This is a genomic window from Trinickia symbiotica (assembly GCF_002934455.1).
GTDB classification, from domain to species: domain Bacteria; phylum Pseudomonadota; class Gammaproteobacteria; order Burkholderiales; family Burkholderiaceae; genus Trinickia; species Trinickia symbiotica.
This window is the reverse complement of record NZ_PTIR01000014.1, coordinates 96100-115869: the sequence shown is the minus strand read 5'-3', so window position 1 is coordinate 115869 and position 19770 is coordinate 96100. Positions and strand designations below refer to the sequence as shown.

The following is a 19770-nucleotide window of genomic DNA, read 5'->3' as shown; positions in this document are numbered from 1 at the left end:
CTGGCGCGCCGCTCGCCTCGGGTGTGGACGACCGATCCGCGTACAATGACGGCTTTGCACGCAGGCCGCCGCTTTATGTCATCCCCCATGCCGTTCGATTTCTTCGCTCCCTGTCCGCGCGGTCTCGAAGCTGCACTTGCCGCCGAGCTCGCCGAGATCGGCGCGCGCCATCTCGCAGGAGCCGGCACGCCGCCCCTCGAGCAGGGCGCGCAGGTGCCGGGCGGCGTCCACTTCCGAGGCGGCTGGGCGGCAGGAATGGCCGCCAATCTCCATTCGCGCATTGCAAGCCGCGTGCTGCTGAAAATCGCCGAGCGACCCTATCGCAACGAGCACGACATTTACGCGTTCGCGGCCGAGCAGGCATGGGAGAAATGGTTTTCGGCGAATGAAACGCTGCGTGTCGATCTGACCGCCATCAAGTCGCCGCTGCGCAGCCTCGAATTCGCGACCCTGCGCGTGAAGGACGCGGTCTGCGATCGCCTGCGCAGCGTGAGCGGCGCGCGGCCGAGCGTCGATACGGCGCAACCCGACGTGCGCGTCTTCGCCTTTCTCACGGCGAGCGAGTGCACGCTGTATCTCGATACTTCGGGCGATCCGCTCTTCAAGCGCGGCTGGCGGCTCGATAAAGGCGCGGCGCCATTGCGCGAGAACCTTGCGGCCGGCATTTTGCGTCAGACCGGCTGGGCGCCCGGCACGCCGCTTTACGATCCGATGTGCGGCAGCGGCACTTTCCTCGCCGAGGCCGCCCAAGTGGCGCTCGGTATCGCGCCGGGCGTCGATCGCCGCTTTGGGTTCGAGAAGCTGAAGCAATACGACATCGCGTCATGGCAAGCGTTGAAAGTCGCCGCGATCGATGCGAAACGCGCCGCGCGCGCTTCGCATCCCGACGATCTGCTCATCTTCGGCAGCGACATTTCAGGCGACATGCTCATCAAGGCGCGCGCGAACCTCGAGCGCGCGGGCCTGCCGCCGCTTCCCCTAAAGCAACTGGATGCGCGCGCCATCACGCCGCCCTCCACGATGCCCGGCATCATCGTCGCGAATCCGCCATATGGCGAGCGCATCGCCGTGCGCGGGCGCGGCCCGCGCGGCGAGACGCGCGAACGCGAGCGCGACGCGGATGAAGGATTCAGGCGCGCGCAACCTGACGCCGCCGACGCCGAGTTCTTTCACGCGTTCGGCGACGCGCTCAAGCAGCGCTTCGCCGGCTGGCGCGCCTTCGTGCTGACGGCCGATCGCAAGCTGCCAGGCCAGATGAGGTTGCGCGAGTCGACCAAGACGCCGCTTTTCAACGGCGCGCTCGAATGCCGGCTTTTTCGCTTCGATCTTGTCGCGGGCAGTGTGAAGGCTGCACGCGCCGACAAGGCGGACGACGACGCGGCGAAACGCTGAGCGAACCGCCACCGAACCCTCCTGCCTCACGTGCGAATCGCTCCCGCGCCTTCTTGATCTCGGCGACGGACGGGCGACGACCACGCGGTCTCAAGCAGTCCTGACAAAGGCAAAATGACGCGGCCCGTCCGCCTGCCGACGCCATCGCCGCGGCGGACATTCTGCTGACAGAACGGTGTCAGCAGCGCTGTCTCAAAATCCGTCTCACTTCGCTGCGCCAGCCTGCCGTTCGGCGCCCGAACGTTGACCTTGCGGCACCTGCCGCTCTCGATGGAGACTGCCATGACTGCTGCTACTGCTACCGCTACTGCCACGCGCGTGATCAATTGGTTCGAAATCCCGGCCATCGATTTCGAGCGTGCCGTTCGTTTCTATGAAGCCGTTCTCGACGCGGACTTGCCGCGCGAGGTCATCGGCGGTGTGCCGATGGCACTCTTCGCGCACGACGACGACGCAACGGGCGGCTGCATCGTCCATAACCCCGGCCAGATGCGCCCGGCCGAAAATAACGCGGGCGTGCTCGTCTACCTGAATGCGGAGCCGTCGGTCCAAGCCGCGCTGAACCGTGTCGCGAAAGCGGGCGGCAAGCAAGTCGGCTCGCTGGTGGAGCTGCCGAACAATTACGGCTATATTGGCTTCTTCCTCGACAGCGAGGGCAACAGGGTGGGACTCCACTCGACGACACTGCGCTGACCATCCGACTGCCATGAGCCGCCGCGCCGATCGTCTGTTTCAAATCGCCGAGCTGTTGCGAGGCCGTCGCTTGACGACTGCGCAGCAACTCGCCGAGTGGCTCAGCGTCTCGCCGCGCACCGTTTACCGGGACGTACGCGACTTGCAGCTATCGGGCGTGCCCATCGAGGGCGAGGCCGGCATCGGCTACCGGCTGAGCCGCTCGGCGAGCCTGCCGCCGCTCATGTTCACGGCCGATGAGCTGGCCGCCCTCGCGGCCGGTGCGCGCATGATCGAGACGTGGGGCGGCATGGGACTGGCGAGCGGCGCGAGAAGCGCGCTCGCGAAAATCGCCTCGGCCATGCCGGCCGACAAGCGGGCGACGATCGAGCGCCTTGCGGTATTCGCGCCTTCCTATCGCGTGAATCGGCAGTTTTCCGAAAACATCGATGCGCTGCATCGCGCCGTGGACAGGCACCACGTCGTCAGCATGTCTTACGAGGACAAGAAAGGCGCACGGACGCAGCGGCGCATCTGGCCGCTCAGCCTCGTCTACTGGGGCGGACAATGGACGGTCGGGGCGTGGTGCGAGCTGCGCTCGGACTTCCGCAACTTCGACATCTCCCGCATGACCGACGTGACGCCGCAAGAGCCGTTTCCCGACATGGAGGGGCGACGGCTCGCCGACTATATGAGGCGTGTAGAGACGCCGTCGGCTTAGCCGCCCGAGCTCTCCCCCTACCCGAAGGCTGCGGCCTTCCGCTCACTCCACCGACTTCACCATGTCCTCGATGACCTTCTTCGCATCGCCGAAGACCATCATCGTCTTGTCCATGTAGAAGAGATCGTTGTCGAGCCCCGCATAGCCGGCTGCCATCGATCGCTTGTTGACGATCACGGTGCGCGCCTTGTAGGCCTCGATAATCGGCATGCCGGCGATCGGCGATTTCGGATCGTTCTTCGCGGCGGGGTTCACCACGTCGTTCGCGCCGAGCACAAGCACGACATCGGTCTGCCCGAATTCGTTATTGATGTCTTCCATCTCGAAGACGAGGTCGTACGGCACCTCCGCTTCGGCAAGCAGCACGTTCATGTGCCCCGGCATCCGGCCCGCCACGGGGTGAATCGCATAGCGCACGTCGACGCCCTTCTCGACGAGCTTGTCCGTCAACTCTTTCAGCGCGTGCTGAGCGCGTGCCACCGCGAGCCCGTAGCCGGGCACGATGACGATCGTCTCGGCATTGCCGAGCATGAACGCGGCGTCTTCGGCCGAGCCCGATTTGACGGGCCGCTGCTCGCCGCCGCCCTGCGCCGTCGCCCCCGGCTCCGCACCGAAGCCGCCCAGCAGCACGTTGAAGAACGACCGGTTCATCGCGTGGCACATGATGTACGAGAGGATTGCGCCCGATGAGCCGACGAGCGAGCCCGCCACGATGAGCATCGCGTTGTTCAGCGAAAAGCCGATGCCGGCCGCCGCCCATCCGGAGTACGAGTTCAGCATCGAAACGACGACGGGCATATCCGCGCCGCCGATCGGAATGATGATGAGCACGCCCAACGCAAACGCGATGAGCGTCATGATGATGAACGGCAGCCACGACTGGGTGAGAAAGAAGATAATGCCGAAGCCGAGCATGCCGAGCGCGAGCATCAGGTTCAGCAGATGCTGCCCGGGGTAGACGACAGGCGCGCCTTGAAAGAGGCGGAACTTGTACTTACCCGAGAGCTTGCCGAACGCGATGACCGAGCCCGAGAACGTGATGGCGCCGACGAACGTGCCGATGAAAAGTTCGATCCGGTTGCCGTAGGGCAGATAGCCGGCGTACGGCGCGTCAGGCGGCACGAGCCCGAAAGCGGCCGGCTCATAGACGACGGCGTAGGCAATCGCCACGGCAGCCAAACCGATCAGCGAGTGCATCGCCGCGACGAGCTCGGGCATCTTCGTCATCTCGACACGCGCGGCCACGAACGCGCCGATCGCCCCGCCGACGACGAGCGCGGCAAAGAGTAGCCCGAGCCCGAGCCCAAGGTTGGACCCGAACAGCGCCGCCTCCTTGACGATGAGCGCAAGCGTCGTGAGGATCGCGATCGCCATCCCCACCATGCCGAAGACGTTGCCCGCGCGCGCGCTCTTCGGATTCGACAGCCCCTTCAAGGCCTGAATGAAGCAGATCGACGCAAGCAAATAAAGGAGCGTAACGACGTTCATGCTCATTTATGCGCCCTCCTTCGTTAGCTTCATCGGCTCTTTCTTCTTGAACATTTCGAGCATGCGGCGCGTCACCAGAAAGCCGCCGAACACGTTGACGGCGGCGAGCAGCACCGCGAGCGTGCCGAAGAACTTGCCGGGGCCGCCCACGGTCAAGCCCGTGGCGAGCATCGCCCCGACGATGACGATCGCCGAGATCGCGTTCGTCACGGCCATGAGCGGCGTATGCAGCGCGGGCGTGACGTTCCAGACCACGTGGTAGCCGACATAGACGGCCAACACGAAGATGATCAGATTGATGACCGTGTGATTGATCACTTCCATCGTCGCTTCTCCTTAGCCTTATTCGTGTTCGGAATCACGCGCTGCGTGCAAGCGCGCCGTCGCGGGTCAACAGCGTCGCCGCGACGATGTCGTCCGCCATGTCGATATTGAGCGTCCCCTCTTTCGTCACGATCAGTTTCAGGAAGTCGAAGAGGTTGCGCGCATACAGCGAAGAGGCGTCGGCCGCGACCATCGCGGGCAGGTTCGTATGCCCGACGATCGTGACGCCGTGCTTCGTCACGACCTTGTCCGGCTCAGTCAGCGGGCAGTTTCCGCCGCGCATGCCGGGCGCCCCAGGCAACCCGGGCCCGCGGCCCGCGGCGAGATCGACGATGACGGAGCCGGGACGCATCGCCTCGACCGTCTCGGCCGAAATCAACGTCGGCGCATCGCGCCCGGGAATGAGCGCCGTCGTGATGACGATGTCCGATTGCTTCGCGCGCTCGTGCACGGCCGTCGCCTGACGCGCGAGCCAGCTCGCCGGCATCGGCCGTGCATAGCCGCCCACGCCCTCCGCGGCTTCGCGCTCTTCCTGGGTCTCATAAGGAACGTCGATGAACTTGCCTCCGAGCGATTCGATCTGCTCCTTGACGGCCGGCCGCACATCGGATGCTTCGATGACGGCACCCAGCCGACGCGCGGTCGCGATTGCCTGCAGCCCCGCCACGCCGGCCCCGAGCACGAGCAGGCGCGCGGCCTTCACCGTGCCGGCAGCCGTCATCAGCATCGGCAAAAACCGAGGATAAAGATCGGCGGCGATCAGCACCGCCTTGTAGCCGGCGATGTTCGCCTGCGAGGACAGTACGTCCAGGCTTTGCGCGCGCGTCGTGCGCGGCGCCGCTTCGAGCGCGAAGGCCGTGACGCCGGCGGCGGCGAGACGGGCGGCGTTTTCCGTATTGAACGGCTCGAGCATCCCGACGAGCACGGCACCGCGCTTCATGGTCGCGAGTTCGCTCTCGACGGGCGATTGGACTTTGAGAACGAGCTCGGCGCCGAATGCCGTCGCGGCATCGGCGAGCTCGGCACCGGCGGCGGCGAACGCCTCGTCGGTAAAGCTCGCGGCGCTGCCCGCCCCTCGCTCGACCGTGACGCGATGCCCTGCGGTGACGTACTTCTTGATCGTCTCGGGCGTCGCGGCCACGCGCGCTTCGTGCGCGCGCGTCTCGGCTGGCACTCCGATATGCATCGTGGAATCCTCCTCACCTTCTCGTTGTTCAAGTGCTGCGAAGACTGAAGACTGGCCGACGATGCTGCGCCGGCTCATCTCGAGACACACGGCTTGCACGACTCATTCGGTACGAACGCGCTCGAATCGCATGCCGCAGCCCGTTCCGGCGGACTGTCGGCCTCTCGCTCGAGGCGCGCTGAAGCGTCACTTTAACCGAAGTTGCCCGGTGCGAACGAATTCGGTTCGGATCGCAGCTCGTTGGGTCTCCGTGGCACCTGCGGCGTCCGACGTCTTGCCCCCGGGTCGGCGCGTCGGGCAGGGTTCTTCCGCAGACGGTAAAATACGCACCCATGAAACAGGAACGCTGGACGCCTCATGTAACGGTGGCGGCCGTCGTGGAGCGCGATGGCCGGTTTCTCGTCGTCGAGGAAGAAACGGCCGACGGCTTGCGCATCAACCAGCCGGCGGGACACCTCGAAGCCGGCGAAACGCTCGTCGAGGCGGTCATGCGCGAGACGCTCGAGGAAACGGCCCACGCGTTCGCGCCCGAGGCGCTCGTCGGCGCCTACATGACCTACATCGGGAAGCCCGGCGGCGGCGCCACCTACCTGCGTTTCACGTTTTGCGGGGCGAGCGGGGCTGAGCAGCCGGCGCGCGCGCTCGACGAGGGCATCGTCCGCGCGCTGTGGCTCACGGCCGACGAGTTGCGCGCCTGCCACGCAACGCACCGCACACCGCTCGTGCTGCGCTCGCTCGAGGACTACCTCGCGGGCCGACGATTTCCGCTCGACTTCGTGCATACGCATTCGGTCGGACCAGCGAGCGCGCAATGACGCCGGTCGGCACCGATCGGCCAATCGATCGGTCGCAAGACCGCCCAAGCAGCGAATGAATCAATGAGCAAGCAAAGAGTGGTGGTGGGAATGTCGGGCGGCGTCGATTCGTCGGTGACCGCATGGCTTCTCAAGGAAGCCGGCTACGAAGTCGTCGGCCTCTTCATGAAGAACTGGGAAGACGACGACGACAGCGAGTACTGCTCGACCCGGCAGGACTGGATCGACGTCGTCTCAGTCGCCGATCTGATCGGCATCGACGTCGAGGCCGTCAACTTCGCGGCCGAGTACAAGGATCGCGTTTTCGCCGAATTCCTGCGCGAGTACTCGGCCGGCCGCACGCCCAATCCGGACGTGCTCTGCAACGCCGAAATCAAGTTCAAGGCGTTCCTCGATCACGCGATGTGGCTCGGCGCGGAAACGATCGCGACGGGCCACTACGCTCGCGTGCGCGAAGTCGATGGTCGCTTCGAGCTGCTCAAGGCCAAAGACCATACGAAAGACCAATCGTACTTTTTGCACCGGCTCAATCAGGCGCAGCTTTCGAAAACGCTTTTTCCGCTCGGCGAGATCCCGAAGACTCAGGTGCGCGCGCTCGCCGAGCAAATCGGCCTGCCCAACGCGAAGAAGAAGGACTCGACGGGGATCTGCTTCATCGGCGAGCGGCCTTTCCGCGAGTTCCTCAACCGCTATCTGCCGACTCGCCCAGGACCGATGAAGACGCCCGACGAGGCGATCGTCGGCGAGCATATCGGGCTCGCGTTCTACACGTTCGGACAGCGCAAGGGCATCGGCCTCGGCGGCAGCAAGACCGGTAGCGGCGAGCCGTGGTTCGTCGCCGCCAAGGACATGGCCGCGAACACGCTCTACGTCGTGCAGGGCCACGATCATCCCTGGCTGCTCTCGCAAACGCTCGTGGCCGGCAACGTGAGCTGGGTTGCCGGCGAGGCGCCTACGAGCGGCGCGCGGCTCGCGGCCAAGACGCGCTATCGCCAGACCGATGCCGCCTGCACTTTCGGCGGCGAGACGCCGGCGCCAAGCGCGGACGGCGCATTCACGTTCGCGCTCTCGTTCGATGCCCCGCAATGGGCTGTGACGCCCGGTCAATCGGCCGTGCTGTACGACGGCGATGTCTGCCTTGGGGGCGGCATTATCGAAAAAGCGAGCGCATCCGCCGAGACCACGAAAAATCTGCTTACCGCTCAATTGCAAACGACCTGACATCGGACCCGATTAAAATCACGGACTTTCGAGCGGCCATCGCCGCCCAGGAGCCCCCCCGATGTTCTCTCGACGCTACTTCGCCGTCTGGTGCGCGCTTCTGCTCGCCGCGGCATGCGCCTTCTTCGCCGCGAAACATGGGATCTCGTGGGGGTGGTTGCTCGTGCCGCTCGCGCTGATCGCGCTCGGCGTCTTCGATCTCAGGCAGCAGCGTCACAGCATTCTGCGCAACTATCCGATAGCAGGCCGCCTGCGCTTCTTCTTCGAGTTCATCCGCCCCGAGATCCGCCAATACTTCGTCGAGGACGATACCGAGGAAAAGCCGTTTTCGCGCGCCCAGCGCAGCATCGTCTATCAGCGCGCGAAGAATGAGCCCGACAGCCGCCCTTACGGCACCGAGCTCGACGTGCGGGCGGTCGGACATGAATGGATCAGCCACTCACTGTCACCGACGAAAATAGAGAGCCCCGACTTTCGCATCGTCGTCGGTCCTGACCGCGCCCAGCCGTACTCGATGTCGATCTTCAATATTTCGGCGATGAGCTTCGGCGCATTGTCGGCCAATGCGATCCGCGCGCTCAATCTTGGTGCGAAAAAAGGCGGCTTCGCGCATGACACGGGCGAAGGCTCGCTTTCGAAATATCACCGCGAACATGGCGGCGACATCATCTGGGAAATCGCCTCGGGCTATTTTGGCTGCCGCCGCGACGACGGCGGCTTCGATCCCGACAAGTTCGCGAAGCAGGCAAGCGATCCGCAAGTGAAGATGATCGAGATCAAACTGTCGCAGGGCGCGAAACCCGGACACGGCGGCGTGCTGCCGGCCGCGAAGGTGACACCGGAGATCGCTGAAGCGCGCGGCGTGCCGATGGGCCGCGACTGCGTCTCGCCGGCCGCGCACAGCGAGTTCAAGACGCCGCGCGGACTGCTGGAATTCCTCGAGCGACTGCGAACCCTGTCGGGCGGCAAGCCGACCGGCTTCAAGCTCTGCATCGGCCACCCGTGGGAGTTCTTCGGCATCGCGAAGGCAATGCTTGAGACCGGGATCGTGCCGGACTTCATCGTCGTCGACGGCGCCGAAGGCGGCACCGGCGCGGCGCCGCTCGAGTTCACCGATCACATCGGCGTGCCGCTGCAAGAAGGGCTCCTGCTCGTGCACAACACGCTCGTCGGCATCGGCTTGCGCGATCGGATACGCATCGGCGCAAGCGGCAAGATGATCACGGCCTTCGATATCGCACGCACGCTTGCAATCGGCGCCGACTGGGTCAACTCGGCACGCGGCTTCATGTTCGCGGTCGGCTGCATCCAGGCGCAGACCTGCCATACGGGACGCTGCCCGACCGGTGTCGCGACGCAAGATCCGGTGCGTCAGCGCGCGCTCGTCGTGCCTGACAAGGCGGATCGTGTCTACCACTTCCACCGCAACACGCTCCATGCGCTGCTCGAGCTCGTCCAGGCGGCGGGCATCGAGCATCCGTCGCAATTGCGCGCGCACCACATCGTCCGCCGCGTGTCGTCCCACGAGGTACGGCTGATGTCGGACCTGCTCAAGTATCTCGAGCCGAACGACCTTGCCAACGGCAACTATCGCTATTCGCTCTACGAGAAGTGGTGGCCCGTCGCGCGCAGCGATTCATTCGCACCCAAGGCGCTCGCGCCGGCGCTTTCTTAGGCGCCCTCGCCGCACTATCGGTTCGATCGCCCGCTCGCTGTCGACTGGTCATTATCGAGCGGACGAGCTCCGTTCTCGATAGGAGCAGCGCGCCGCCGCCACGCGCGCTGGAGGGCACCGGCGAACAAGTCGACAACCACTCCAATGGCGACGAGGACGACAAGCGCCGCATAGACGCCGCCCGCGTTGAACTGCTGAACCGCGCGCGCGATGAGAAAGCCGATCCCGGAACGCGCGACGAAGCATTCGCCGAGCACGGCACCGGCGAGCGCGAGCCCGCACCGCCAGCGCACCGTCTCGAACGCGGGCCGGCTCGCGCGCGCGTCTGCAAACGCCACGAGGAACACGAGTATCGTGGCGAATGCCGCTCTCGCAGCTATGCCGAAGCCAAGCCCGAGCCCCAGTGCCGCTGCAAGCGCGACGACGGGTGCAGGCCGCAAAAGCCATACGAATAGCGCGAAGACGTCGCCGCGCAGCGTGCCGGCGCGAAACAAGAAAGCGCAAGCCGCGCCGAGAATCGATCCTGCCGCAACGCCGAGCGCAGCTTCCGCGAGCGTCACGCCGACATGGACAGCGAGCGGCCCATTCGACGTGCCGCCGTGCCACCAGTCGAAAAGCTGATAGGCGAGAGCCGAAGGGCGCGAGACGAAGAACGGATCGACCCATCCGCGCCGCGAAGCGAGTTCCCACCCGAACGCAAAAAGGACGACTAGCCCAAGCGTGATTGCCCAGGCGAGCAGACGCTTTGGTCTGATCAAAGACAAAGACCGCCGCCCGGCCATGGCGACCCCGATCCGGCCCGAGGCGCTCGGGCGCGCAGACGACGCGTCGGTCCTATCGGGCATGCTCTCTCCTTGCGATAGACCTCGGCCTGGCACGATCGGACGCGCCACGGCACGACGAGCGCCCGAGCCGCGTGCTCAGGCGGGAATCGTATCGATGAAAGACTGTCGCTGCGAGAGCTTGGCGAAGTGCTTTTCGAGATTCGAATGCTTCTCGCGCCAGTTGAGCTCGGGCATGCGGAAATCGAGATATCCCAGCGCGCAGCCTACCGCCACGTCGGCCAGCGTGAAGTGGTTGTTCGAGCACCACGGCTTGCCGGCGAGCCCCTGCGAGATGGCGTCGAGCCCCTCGTCGACCTTGCGCTGCTGCCGCGCGATCCAGCTCTCGCTGCGCTCGCCCTCGTTGCGCAGCGTCGATTCCAGCCGGATCAGCACGGCCGCTTCGAGCACACCGTCGGCAAGCGCTTCCCAGCAGCGCACTTCGACGCGTTCGCGGCCCGATTGCGGAATCAGCCGGCCGACCGGCGAAAGCGTATCGACATATTCGCAGATGACGCGCGAATCGAAGACGGCCTCCCCATCCTCCATGACGAGGCATGGCACCTTGCCGATCGGATTGAACGTATGAATGGTCGTATCCGGCGCCCAGACGTTCTCGAGCACCAACTGGTAGTCGATCTTCTTTTCTGCGAGCACGATGCGCGCTTTGCGCACGAAGGGACTCGCGAGCGAACCGATTAGTTTGATCATCTGCTTTCTCTGGAGTGCGACCGAGAGTATACCGTCGCCCACGATCATAACCGTGGACATGCCCGCCATGATATCGGCCCTCCCGGCAGCTGCGCGCGTATCGGTGTCGGCCCGACGCAACAACTCACCGCTCGCCGGCCTGGCTCTGGCCGTTGCCGGCCCGCGACTGCCGCGCCGCCGTTCGTCGATGGTCGCGCGGCGAGAGCCCCATTCGAATAGGGCGGTACAATCGAACGATGAATGAGCCAGCCGAATCTTCCATCGTCATCCCCGTGGCCGTCTACCGGGCGCGCCGCGAACGCGTGTTGGCCGCGTTGCGCGCGGCCGGCGGCGGCGTCGCCGTCGTTCCGACGGCCCCCGAAGTCTCGCGCAATCGCGACACGGACTATCCGTACCGCCACGACAGCTATTTCTACTACCTGACGGGCTTTTCCGAGCCGCAGGCGCTCGTCGTGCTCGACGCCGATGCCGATGTCGGGGCGGGGGAGCCTGCTTCGATCTTGTTCTGCCGGACGAAAAACGCCGAGCGCGAGACCTGGGAAGGATTCCACTATGGTCCCGAAGCGGCGCGCGAGGCGTTCGGCTTCGATGCCGCATTCCCGATCGAAGGAGTCGATGCGGAACTGCCGCGCCTCCTCGCCGATGCGTCGGCGCTGCACTATGCGTTCGGCCGCTCGGCCGAGCTCGACTCGCAGGTGCGCGGCTGGCTCGACGCCGTGCGTGCGCAAAGCAGGAGCGGCGTGGCCGCGCCCGCAACGCTCGCCGACATCACGCCCCTTCTCGACGACATGCGGCTCGTGAAGGACGAGGACGAGCTGGCGCTGATGCGACGCGCCGCGCGGATCTCGGCCGAGGCGCATCGGCGCGCGATGGCAACCTGTCGCCCCGGCATGCGCGAGTACGAGCTCGAGGCCGAGTTGCTGTACACGTTCCGCCGCCGCGGCGCGCAATCGCCGGCCTACGGCTCCATCGTGGCCGCCGGCGCCAACGCCTGCGTGCTGCACTACCCCGCCGGCAACGCGATATTGCGCGACGGCGACCTCGTGCTCATCGACGCCGCCTGCGAGCTGGACGGCTACGCATCGGACATCACGCGCACGTTCCCGGCAAGCGGACGTTTCTCGCCCGCGCAACGCGAGCTTTACGATATCGTGCTCGCGGCCCAACAGGCAGCCGTCGACGCCACGCGCGCCGGTGCGAACTTCGAAGCCCCGCACGACGCGGCCGTGCGCGTGCTCGCGCAGGGACTGCTCGATACGGGCATCATCGCGCGCGACAGGTTCTCGTCGGTCGACGATGTGATCGCCGAGCGCGCCTACGCGCGCTTTTACATGCATCGGACGGGGCACTGGATCGGCATGGACGTGCACGACTGCGGCGACTATCGCGAGCGCGACGCCGAGCGGAACGACCAAGGCACATTGCCCTGGCGAACGCTGCGCCCGTCGATGACGCTCACGATCGAACCCGGACTTTACGTGCGCGCCGCGGAGGACATACCCGAGCGCTACTGGAACATCGGCATCCGGATCGAAGACGACGCGATCGTGACCGAGACCGGCTGCGAGCTCATCACGCGCGACGTACCCGTGCGCGCCGATGAAATCGAGGCGCTGATGCGCGACGGCGACACCGCTCGGAAAAAGGCGTGACGCCGAAATTTCGGCCGATGGCGGACTCTCTTCGATAGACCCGGATAACGTGAGCACGAGCGATGAGCGATAACGCGCCCCTCTCTCCCTCGAAGGCCGTGGAAGATTTCGACGTGACGATCGTCGGCGCAGGCCCGGTCGGCCTCGCGCTCGCCGCTTGGCTCGCGCGACGCAGCGCGAGCACGGCGCTCACCGTCGCGCTCGTCGATGCACGGGAGCCCGTCGATGCGGCTGCCGATCCGCGCGCCATCGCCGTTTCCGAAGGCAGCCGCATGCTGCTCGAGCCGCTCTCCGCATGGCCCGCCAGCGCCCATGCGATCGAGCGCATCCACGTTTCCGAGCGCGGCCGCTTCGGCCGCACGCTGATCGAGCGCGACGAGCACGGGCTGCCGGCGCTCGGCTATGTGGCGCGCTACGGCGCGATCGTCGATGCGCTCGGAGAGACCGTGCGCCGCACGCACACGCGCTGGCTCACGTCCGCGAGCGCCTTGACGCCGCATGCCGAGCAGGGCGACGACTGGATCACGCTGCCAATCGAAAGCGGCCGGCAACACCCGACGTTGCACACGTTACGCACGCGCGTGCTCGTGAATGCCGAGGGGGGGCTTTATGGCGACGTGCGCGCAATCGGCGGCGCGGGCACGCCCGTCAGCCGCGAAAAAGACAACGGCGGAGCGACACGCGATTACGGTCAAACGGCCCTCGTCGGCACAGTAACCGTATCGGCCCCGCAGCCGCACACGGCCTGGGAGCGCTTCACAGCAGAAGGGCCGATCGCGCTCTTGCCCGTGGGCGGCATGCGCCAAGCCGACTACGCGCTGGTCTGGTGCATGGTGCCCGAGCAGGCGGAGCGCCGGCTGCCGCTTTCCGACGACGCCCTGCTCGCCGAGCTCGGCGTCGCTTTCGGCGACCGGATGGGTCGCTTCGAGGCCATCAAGGGACGCGCCGCCTTCCCGCTCGGCCTCACGGCCGCGAAGACACTCGCGCGCGGCCGCATCGTGGCGATCGGCAACGCGGCGCAGACGCTGCACCCGGTCGCGGGGCAAGGACTCAATCTGGGCCTGCGCGACGCGCACGCGCTGGCCGATGCGCTCGCTCGGCACGGCGCGACGCCCCGCGCGCTCGCGGACTTTGCTCGCGTACGCGCGCTCGACAGACGGCTTACGATCGGCGCGACCGACGCGCTCGCGCGCCTTTTCACAGTCGATATGGGGCCGCTCTCGGGGTTGCGCGGGCTTGCGCTCGCGGCGCTCGAGCTCGTGCCGCCGGCCAAGACCGCGCTCGCGCGCCAGATGATGTTCGGTCAGCGGCGATAGCGCCCGCATGCGCTGACCGCCGGTCTCCGCTCTCGCGGTTTCTCCCGCGCTGCAACTTGGCCGCTCCCCCGTTAACGGTAAAATGGTCGTTTCCCTCATCGTCCGCCGCGCTCGTGTGCGTCCCGAGCGCGCGCGGCCATTTCGTCATGCCAACGCTTGGGTCCCACGTCCTGCGCAACAACCTGTTCGTCGCCCCGATGGCGGGCGTCACGGACCGGCCGTTTCGCCAGCTCTGCAAGCGGCTCGGGGCGGGCTACGCCGTCTCGGAGATGGTCGCCTCCAACGCCCAGCTTTGGAAAAGCGAGAAGACGATGCGGCGCGCCAATCACGCGGGCGAAGTCGAGCCGATCGCCGTGCAGATCGCCGGTGCCGATCCCGCAATGATGGCTGAGGCCGCGCGTTACAACGTCGCGAACGGCGCGCAGATCATCGATATCAACATGGGCTGCCCCGCGAAAAAGGTCTGCAACGTCGCCGCGGGCTCGGCGCTTTTGCAAGACGAGCCGCTCGTCGCGCGCATCGTCGAAGCGGTGGTGAGCGCCGTCGGCACGGGGCCTGACGCCGTGCCCGTCACGTTGAAGATTCGCACGGGCTGGGACCGGGCGCACAAGAACGCGCTGACGATCGCGCGCATCGCCGAGAACGCCGGCATTTCGATGCTGACGGTGCACGGCCGCACGCGGGCCGATCTTTATCACGGCGAGGCCGAGTACGAGACCATCGCGGCCGTGAAGGCGGCCGCGCGCATCCCGGTCGTCGCGAACGGCGACATCGATTCGCCGATGAAGGCCCGCGTGGTGCTCGAAGCGACGGGCGCCGACGCGATCATGATCGGCCGCGCGGCCCAGGGGCGCCCGTGGCTCTTTCGCGAGATCGATCATTTCCTGCGGCACGGGGAGTTGCCGCCGCCGCCTCGCATCGCCGAGATCCGCGAGGTGATGAACGGGCATCTCGAGGATCACTACGCGTTCTACGGAGAATTCACGGGCGTTCGTACTGCGCGCAAGCACATCGGCTGGTACACTCGCGGCCTTCCCGGCGCCAATGCGTTCCGGCACCGGATGAACACGCTCGATACCACACGCGAACAGCTCGCTGCCGTCAACGAGTTCTTCGACGCGCAGCAGGCTTTGTCGGACCGTCTCATCTACGTGGAAGACGAGACGCTCGAGCAAACCGAGCCGACTTGTAACGAACCCTTAGCAGCATGAGCAAGCACAACATCGAACAATGCGTCCGCGACAGCCTGGGGATGTACTTCCAGGATCTCGACGGCGCGAATCCGCACGACGTTTATGACATGGTGATGTCGTGCGTCGAAAAACCGATGCTCGAGGTGGTGCTCGAGCAGGCAGGCGGCAACCAGTCGCTCGCCGCCGATTATCTCGGCATCAACCGCAACACGTTGCGCAAGAAGCTGCAACAGCACGGTCTGCTGTAGTCGCGCGCCGCCCTCGATTCTTTTCGGTCTTCGTTCTCATCATGATCAAGCAAGCGCTCATTTCCGTTTCCGACAAATCCGGCATCGTCGAGTTCGCCCAATCGCTCTCGGCGCTCGGCGTCAAGATCCTGTCGACGGGAGGCACGGCCAAGCTCCTCGCCGAGGCGGGGCTGCCCGTTACCGAAGTCGCCGACTACACCGGCTTTCCGGAAATGCTCGACGGCCGTGTGAAGACGCTGCATCCGAAAGTGCACGGCGGCATTCTCGCGCGCCGCGACCTGCCCGAGCATATGGCCGCGCTCGAGACGCACGGCATCCCGACGATCGATCTGCTCGTCGTGAACCTCTATCCGTTCGTCGCCACCATTTCGAAAGACGAATGCACGCTCGAAGACGCCATCGAGAACATCGATATCGGCGGTCCGACGATGCTGCGGTCGGCGGCCAAGAACCATCGCGACGTCACGGTCATCGTCGATCCGGCCGATTACGCGGCCGTGCTCGAAGAAATGCGCGCGAACAACAACAAGGTCGGCTACAAGACCAACTTCCGTCTTGCGACGAAGGTATTCGCGCATACGGCGCAATACGACGGCGCGATTACGAACTATCTGACGAGCCTGACGGAAGGGCTGCAGCACAACTCGCGTAATACGTATCCGAATACGCTCAATCTCGCGTTCACGAAGGTGCAAGACCTGCGCTACGGCGAGAATCCGCATCAAAGCGCGGCGTTTTACCGCGACCTCGCTGCGCCTGCTGGCGCGCTGGCCGCCTACCGACAGTTGCAAGGCAAAGAGCTTTCGTACAACAACATTGCCGATGCGGATGCGGCTTGGGAATGCGTGAAGACGTTCGAGGCAACGGCCTGCGTGATCATCAAGCATGCGAACCCGTGCGGCGTGGCGATCGGCGCCGATCCGCTCGAGGCGTACTCGAAGGCGTTCCAGACCGATCCGACTTCGGCGTTCGGCGGAATCATCGCATTCAACCGCGAGCTCGACGAGGCGGCCGCGGCGGCCGTCGCGAAGCAGTTCGTCGAAGTGCTGATCGCGCCGTCTTTCAGCGAGGGCGCGAAGGCGGTTTTTGCAGGGAAGCAGAACGTGCGCTTGCTCGAAATTCCGTTGGGCTCCGGTCAGAACCCGTTCGACTTCAAGCGCGTGGGCGGAGGCCTGCTCGTGCAGTCGCCCGATGCGAAGAACGTGACGCCGCGCGAGATTCGCGTCGTGACGAAGCGGCATCCCACGCCGCAGGAGATGGACGATCTGCTCTTCGCCTGGCGTGTCGCGAAGTTCGTCAAGTCGAATGCGATCGTGTTCTGCGGCAAGGGGATGACACTGGGCGTCGGTGCGGGGCAGATGAGCCGCGTCGATTCGGCGCGCATTGCGAGCATCAAGGCGGAGAACGCGGGGCTGTCGCTGAAGGGCTCGGCTGTGGCGTCGGATGCATTCTTCCCGTTCCGCGACGGCCTCGATGTCGTCGTCGCGGCGGGCGCGACTTGCGTGATTCATCCGGGCGGCTCGGTGCGCGACGATGAGGTGATCGCCGCCGCCGACGAGCACAAGATCGCGATGATCATGACGGGCGTGCGGCACTTCCGGCATTGAGCATCATGTCGCACTGCGATCCGACCGCCAACCTGCACAGCTTCTACCACGTCGTCGAGGGCGAAACGCTCATCGACACTTGGCCGATCGATATGCGCGGCAAGCTATGAGCGCCGCGCAGCCGCCGGCGTGTGACTCGCATCCCGCGAGCAGTCTGCTCGCGGGCAGCCGCCGTTCGTTGTAGTATCGCAGCCAGTTCGTCCGCCATCTTTTCATGAGAATCCTCGGCATCGATCCTGGCTTGCGCGTAACCGGCTTCGGCGTCATCGAGCAGACGGGCCAGCGGCTCGCCTATGTGACGAGCGGCGTCATCCGCACCGCCGACGGCGACCTCCCCTCGCGGCTCGGCACTATCTTCGCTGGCATCGCCACACTGATCCGAGAACACTCGCCCGATCAATCAGCGATCGAGAAAGTCTTCGTCAACGTCAATCCGCAATCGACGCTGCTGCTTGGCCAAGCGCGCGGCGCGGCGATCTGCGGCCTTGTCGCGGGCGGAGTCCCAGTCGCCGAGTACACGGCGCTGCAGTTGAAGCAGGCCGTCGTCGGCTACGGCCGAGCAACGAAGGAACAAATGCAGGAGATGGTCGGGAGGCTCCTCAATTTGCCTGGACTGCCAGGCACTGACGCGGCAGATGCGCTGGGTATGGCAATCTGCCACGCGCACGGCGGAAGCGCACTCGGCACGCTGGGTGGCATGGCGCCCAGCCTCGCTAAAAAGGGCTTACGCGTACGGCGGGGTCGGCTGGTCGGCTAGAAGCGTTCTCCCTCTACACAAACGCTCCTTTCAACGCGGAAGCAAGCCGCACCGCAAAATCGACAGCAGCACCTTGCGCTAAACTCGCGCTTTCCCGTCCTCACTCGCATTCGCCATGATCGGTCGCATCGCCGGCACGCTGCTCGAAAAGAATCCCCCTCATTTGCTCGTGGACTGCAACGGCGTCGGCTATGAGGTCGACGTGCCGATGAGTACCTTCTACAACCTCCCATCGACCGGCGAAAGAATCGTCCTGCTGACGCAGTTGATCGTTCGCGAGGACGCGCACCTTCTCTACGGCTTCGGCACGGCGCAGGAGCGCACGACGTTCCGCGAGCTGCTGAAGATCAGTGGGATCGGCGCGCGCATGGCGCTCGCGGTGCTCTCGGGCATGAGCGTGGCGGAGCTCGCCCACGCCGTGACGCTGCAGGATGCAGCGCGCTTGACGCGCGTGCCCGGCATCGGCAAGAAAACGGCCGAGCGGCTCTTGCTCGAGCTGAAAGGCAAGCTCGGCGCCGATCTGGGCGCGAGCGCCGCGGCAGTGTCGCCGTCGGACCACGCGACCGATATCCTGAACGCGCTGCTCGCGCTCGGCTACTCCGAGAAGGAAGCGCTCGCGGCCATCAAGAACGTGCCGGCCGGCACGGGCGTGTCCGAAGGCATCAAGATTTCGCTGAAGGCGTTGTCGAAGGCGTAAGCGCCCTTTCGACGATTGCGCGTCCCAGCGGCAAGCGAGAGCCGAGAGCCGAGAGCCGACAGCCGAGAGCCGACAGCCGACAGCCGACAGCCGACAGCCGACAGGCAAGCGTCGCCGCTTGAGCATCGAGCGCGCGCGGTACAATGACGCGCATGATCGAAACCGACAAGCTCGCCGCCGAGCGCATCATTTCCGCGACGCCCGCTTCCTCCCACGAGGAGGCGTTCGAGCGCGCGCTTCGTCCGCGCCAGCTCGACGAATACGTCGGCCAGGAAAAGGTGCGCGGCCAGCTCGAAATCTTCATCGAGGCGGCCAAGCGCCGCTCCGAAGCACTCGACCATGTCTTGCTGTTCGGCCCGCCGGGCCTCGGCAAGACGACGCTCGCACACATCATCGCGCGCGAAATGGGCGTCAATTTGCGGCAGACGTCGGGGCCCGTGCTCGAGCGCGCCGGCGATCTCGCGGCACTGCTCACGAACCTAGAGGCGAACGACGTCCTGTTCATCGACGAAATCCATCGGCTGTCGCCCGTCGTCGAAGAGATCCTCTATCCGGCGCTCGAGGACTATCAGATCGACATCATGATCGGCGAAGGGCCGGCCGCGCGCAGCGTCAAGCTCGACTTGCAGCCCTTCACGCTCGTGGGCGCAACGACGCGCGCCGGCATGCTGACGAATCCGCTGCGCGACCGCTTCGGTATCGTCGCGCGCCTCGAGTTCTACAACGCCGAGGAACTCTCGCGCATCGTCGTGCGCTCGGCCGCGCTGCTCGGTGCGAACATTCACCGTGACGGCGCCCTCGAAATCGCGCGGCGCTCGCGCGGCACGCCGCGTATCGCGAACCGGCTGCTGCGGCGGGTGCGCGACTTTGCCGAAGTCAAGGCGGACGGGAACATCACGGCAGGCGTGGCCGACGCGGCGCTCGCCATGCTCGATGTGGACCCGGTCGGCTTCGACCTGATGGACCGCAAGCTGCTCGAGGCGATCCTGCACAAATTCGACGGAGGTCCCGTCGGGGTCGACAATCTGGCCGCCGCGATCGGCGAGGAGCGCGATACGATCGAAGACGTACTCGAACCGTATCTGATCCAGCAAGGCTACCTCCAGCGTACGCCGCGCGGCCGGGTGGCCACGCTCGCCGCCTATCGCCACTTCGGCCTGGCCACGCCCGCGGAATCGAGCCCCGTGCGAAGCCTCTGGGATGATGGAGAGGCCGATCCCGCGTAGCGCCCGCGGAACGTCCTTTCGGGCAGCGCTCGATGAGCGAAACGCAGT

19 protein-coding genes are annotated in these 19770 nt (G+C 65.7%); 14 read left to right on the top strand and 5 right to left on the bottom strand.

Annotated features, from left to right (window positions below; genetic code table 11):
• The first annotated feature begins 75 nt into the window (after window positions 1–75).
• The 3 genes from B0G57_RS19945 to B0G57_RS19930 all read left to right on the top strand — a co-directional run bounded on the left by B0G57_RS19945 (window position 76) and on the right by B0G57_RS19930 (window position 2785).
• On the top strand, window positions 76–1392 hold the full coding sequence (locus B0G57_RS19945) for a THUMP domain-containing class I SAM-dependent RNA methyltransferase (RefSeq protein WP_026229536.1): 1317 nt from the start codon (window positions 76–78) through the stop codon (window positions 1390–1392).
• Window positions 1393–1674: 282 nt separating this feature from the next.
• On the top strand, window positions 1675–2085 hold the full coding sequence (locus tag B0G57_RS19935) for a VOC family protein (protein WP_020566111.1): 411 nt from the start codon (window positions 1675–1677) through the stop codon (window positions 2083–2085).
• 13 nt (window positions 2086–2098) lie between these two features.
• Window positions 2099–2785, top strand: coding sequence for a helix-turn-helix transcriptional regulator (locus B0G57_RS19930; protein WP_018439954.1), 687 nt, complete (start codon window positions 2099–2101; stop codon window positions 2783–2785).
• Window positions 2786–2827: 42 nt separating this feature from the next.
• Here the strand turns inward: B0G57_RS19930 and B0G57_RS19925 are convergent, their stop codons facing one another.
• Genes B0G57_RS19925 through B0G57_RS19915 form a run of 3 tightly spaced genes read right to left on the bottom strand, consistent with a single transcriptional unit; the run spans window position 2828 to window position 5783 of the window.
• Complete coding sequence (locus B0G57_RS19925; protein WP_018439953.1) at window positions 2828–4279, bottom strand: NAD(P)(+) transhydrogenase (Re/Si-specific) subunit beta; 1452 nt, start codon at window positions 4277–4279, stop codon at window positions 2828–2830.
• A complete protein-coding gene (locus B0G57_RS19920) occupies window positions 4280–4597 on the bottom strand; it encodes an NAD(P) transhydrogenase subunit alpha (RefSeq protein WP_018439952.1) in 318 nt (105 codons plus the stop codon).
• 34 nt (window positions 4598–4631) lie between these two features.
• The gene (locus tag B0G57_RS19915; protein ID WP_020566110.1) at window positions 4632–5783 is read right to left on the bottom strand and encodes a Re/Si-specific NAD(P)(+) transhydrogenase subunit alpha; all 1152 of its coding nucleotides are present in this window, start codon (window positions 5781–5783) and stop codon (window positions 4632–4634) included.
• A 332-nt stretch (window positions 5784–6115) separates the two neighbouring features.
• Here B0G57_RS19915 and B0G57_RS19910 point away from each other — a divergent pair, with 332 nt between their 5' ends.
• The 3 genes from B0G57_RS19910 to B0G57_RS19900 all read left to right on the top strand — a co-directional run bounded on the left by B0G57_RS19910 (window position 6116) and on the right by B0G57_RS19900 (window position 9494).
• Window positions 6116–6598, top strand: coding sequence for an NUDIX hydrolase (locus tag B0G57_RS19910; RefSeq protein WP_018439950.1), 483 nt, complete (start codon window positions 6116–6118; stop codon window positions 6596–6598).
• A gap of 63 nt (window positions 6599–6661) precedes the next feature.
• Window positions 6662–7819 (top strand): tRNA 2-thiouridine(34) synthase MnmA, encoded by a 1158-nt coding sequence (mnmA, locus tag B0G57_RS19905; protein ID WP_026229535.1) that lies wholly within the window; start codon window positions 6662–6664, stop codon window positions 7817–7819.
• A gap of 61 nt (window positions 7820–7880) precedes the next feature.
• On the top strand, window positions 7881–9494 hold the full coding sequence (locus tag B0G57_RS19900) for an FMN-binding glutamate synthase family protein (protein ID WP_018439948.1): 1614 nt from the start codon (window positions 7881–7883) through the stop codon (window positions 9492–9494).
• Window positions 9495–9508: 14 nt separating this feature from the next.
• Here B0G57_RS19900 and B0G57_RS19895 read toward each other — a convergent pair whose 3' ends face one another.
• Both B0G57_RS19895 and B0G57_RS19890 read right to left on the bottom strand, forming a co-directional pair.
• A complete protein-coding gene (locus B0G57_RS19895) occupies window positions 9509–10339 on the bottom strand; it encodes an ABC transporter permease subunit (protein WP_018439947.1) in 831 nt (276 codons plus the stop codon).
• A 75-nt stretch (window positions 10340–10414) separates the two neighbouring features.
• A complete protein-coding gene (locus tag B0G57_RS19890; protein ID WP_026229534.1) occupies window positions 10415–11026 on the bottom strand; it encodes a glutathione S-transferase family protein in 612 nt (203 codons plus the stop codon).
• Window positions 11027–11262: 236 nt separating this feature from the next.
• Here B0G57_RS19890 and B0G57_RS19885 point away from each other — a divergent pair, with 236 nt between their 5' ends.
• From B0G57_RS19885 to ruvB, 8 genes are all read left to right on the top strand, one after another.
• A complete protein-coding gene (locus tag B0G57_RS19885) occupies window positions 11263–12678 on the top strand; it encodes an aminopeptidase P N-terminal domain-containing protein (RefSeq protein WP_018439945.1) in 1416 nt (471 codons plus the stop codon).
• A 62-nt stretch (window positions 12679–12740) separates the two neighbouring features.
• Window positions 12741–13994, top strand: coding sequence for a UbiH/UbiF/VisC/COQ6 family ubiquinone biosynthesis hydroxylase (locus B0G57_RS19880; RefSeq protein ID WP_018439944.1), 1254 nt, complete (start codon window positions 12741–12743; stop codon window positions 13992–13994).
• A gap of 146 nt (window positions 13995–14140) precedes the next feature.
• Complete coding sequence (gene dusB / locus B0G57_RS19875; protein WP_026229533.1) at window positions 14141–15205, top strand: tRNA dihydrouridine synthase DusB; 1065 nt, start codon at window positions 14141–14143, stop codon at window positions 15203–15205.
• Complete coding sequence (locus B0G57_RS19870; RefSeq protein ID WP_018439942.1) at window positions 15202–15435, top strand: Fis family transcriptional regulator; 234 nt, start codon at window positions 15202–15204, stop codon at window positions 15433–15435. The genes dusB and B0G57_RS19870 overlap by 4 nt, the downstream gene beginning before the upstream one ends.
• A 41-nt stretch (window positions 15436–15476) precedes the next feature.
• On the top strand, window positions 15477–17042 hold the full coding sequence (gene purH, locus B0G57_RS19865; RefSeq protein WP_018439941.1) for a bifunctional phosphoribosylaminoimidazolecarboxamide formyltransferase/IMP cyclohydrolase: 1566 nt from the start codon (window positions 15477–15479) through the stop codon (window positions 17040–17042).
• 214 nt (window positions 17043–17256) lie between these two features.
• The gene (ruvC, locus tag B0G57_RS19860) at window positions 17257–17799 is read left to right on the top strand and encodes a crossover junction endodeoxyribonuclease RuvC (RefSeq protein ID WP_018439939.1); all 543 of its coding nucleotides are present in this window, start codon (window positions 17257–17259) and stop codon (window positions 17797–17799) included.
• A 115-nt stretch (window positions 17800–17914) separates the two neighbouring features.
• Window positions 17915–18496 carry a Holliday junction branch migration protein RuvA gene (gene ruvA, locus B0G57_RS19855; RefSeq protein ID WP_018439938.1) on the top strand — a complete coding sequence of 194 codons (582 nt, stop codon included), beginning with the start codon at window positions 17915–17917 and terminating at the stop codon, window positions 18494–18496.
• Between the two features lie 152 nt (window positions 18497–18648).
• Window positions 18649–19722 carry a Holliday junction branch migration DNA helicase RuvB gene (gene ruvB / locus B0G57_RS19850; protein WP_026229532.1) on the top strand — a complete coding sequence of 358 codons (1074 nt, stop codon included), beginning with the start codon at window positions 18649–18651 and terminating at the stop codon, window positions 19720–19722.
• The last annotated feature ends 48 nt before the right edge of the window (window positions 19723–19770 follow it).

What these genes read in the sequence shown, in the direction of transcription:
- B0G57_RS19945 (WP_026229536.1), top strand. Translation starts at nt 76, where the DNA reads ATGTCATCCCCCATGCCGTTCGATTTCTTCGCTCCCTGTCCGCGCGGT.
- B0G57_RS19935 (WP_020566111.1), top strand. Translation starts at nt 1,675, where the DNA reads ATGACTGCTGCTACTGCTACCGCTACTGCCACGCGCGTGATCAATTGG.
- B0G57_RS19930 (WP_018439954.1), top strand. Translation starts at nt 2,099, where the DNA reads ATGAGCCGCCGCGCCGATCGTCTGTTTCAAATCGCCGAGCTGTTGCGA.
- B0G57_RS19925 (WP_018439953.1), bottom strand. Translation starts at nt 4,279, where the DNA reads ATGAGCATGAACGTCGTTACGCTCCTTTATTTGCTTGCGTCGATCTGC.
- B0G57_RS19920 (WP_018439952.1), bottom strand. Translation starts at nt 4,597, where the DNA reads ATGGAAGTGATCAATCACACGGTCATCAATCTGATCATCTTCGTGTTG.
- B0G57_RS19915 (WP_020566110.1), bottom strand. Translation starts at nt 5,783, where the DNA reads ATGCATATCGGAGTGCCAGCCGAGACGCGCGCGCACGAAGCGCGCGTG.
- B0G57_RS19910 (WP_018439950.1), top strand. Translation starts at nt 6,116, where the DNA reads ATGAAACAGGAACGCTGGACGCCTCATGTAACGGTGGCGGCCGTCGTG.
- mnmA (WP_026229535.1), top strand. Translation starts at nt 6,662, where the DNA reads ATGAGCAAGCAAAGAGTGGTGGTGGGAATGTCGGGCGGCGTCGATTCG.
- B0G57_RS19900 (WP_018439948.1), top strand. Translation starts at nt 7,881, where the DNA reads ATGTTCTCTCGACGCTACTTCGCCGTCTGGTGCGCGCTTCTGCTCGCC.
- B0G57_RS19895 (WP_018439947.1), bottom strand. Translation starts at nt 10,339, where the DNA reads ATGCCCGATAGGACCGACGCGTCGTCTGCGCGCCCGAGCGCCTCGGGC.
- B0G57_RS19890 (WP_026229534.1), bottom strand. Translation starts at nt 11,026, where the DNA reads ATGATCAAACTAATCGGTTCGCTCGCGAGTCCCTTCGTGCGCAAAGCG.
- B0G57_RS19885 (WP_018439945.1), top strand. Translation starts at nt 11,263, where the DNA reads ATGAATGAGCCAGCCGAATCTTCCATCGTCATCCCCGTGGCCGTCTAC.
- B0G57_RS19880 (WP_018439944.1), top strand. Translation starts at nt 12,741, where the DNA reads ATGAGCGATAACGCGCCCCTCTCTCCCTCGAAGGCCGTGGAAGATTTC.
- dusB (WP_026229533.1), top strand. Translation starts at nt 14,141, where the DNA reads ATGCCAACGCTTGGGTCCCACGTCCTGCGCAACAACCTGTTCGTCGCC.
- B0G57_RS19870 (WP_018439942.1), top strand. Translation starts at nt 15,202, where the DNA reads ATGAGCAAGCACAACATCGAACAATGCGTCCGCGACAGCCTGGGGATG.
- purH (WP_018439941.1), top strand. Translation starts at nt 15,477, where the DNA reads ATGATCAAGCAAGCGCTCATTTCCGTTTCCGACAAATCCGGCATCGTC.
- ruvC (WP_018439939.1), top strand. Translation starts at nt 17,257, where the DNA reads ATGAGAATCCTCGGCATCGATCCTGGCTTGCGCGTAACCGGCTTCGGC.
- ruvA (WP_018439938.1), top strand. Translation starts at nt 17,915, where the DNA reads ATGATCGGTCGCATCGCCGGCACGCTGCTCGAAAAGAATCCCCCTCAT.
- ruvB (WP_026229532.1), top strand. Translation starts at nt 18,649, where the DNA reads ATGATCGAAACCGACAAGCTCGCCGCCGAGCGCATCATTTCCGCGACG.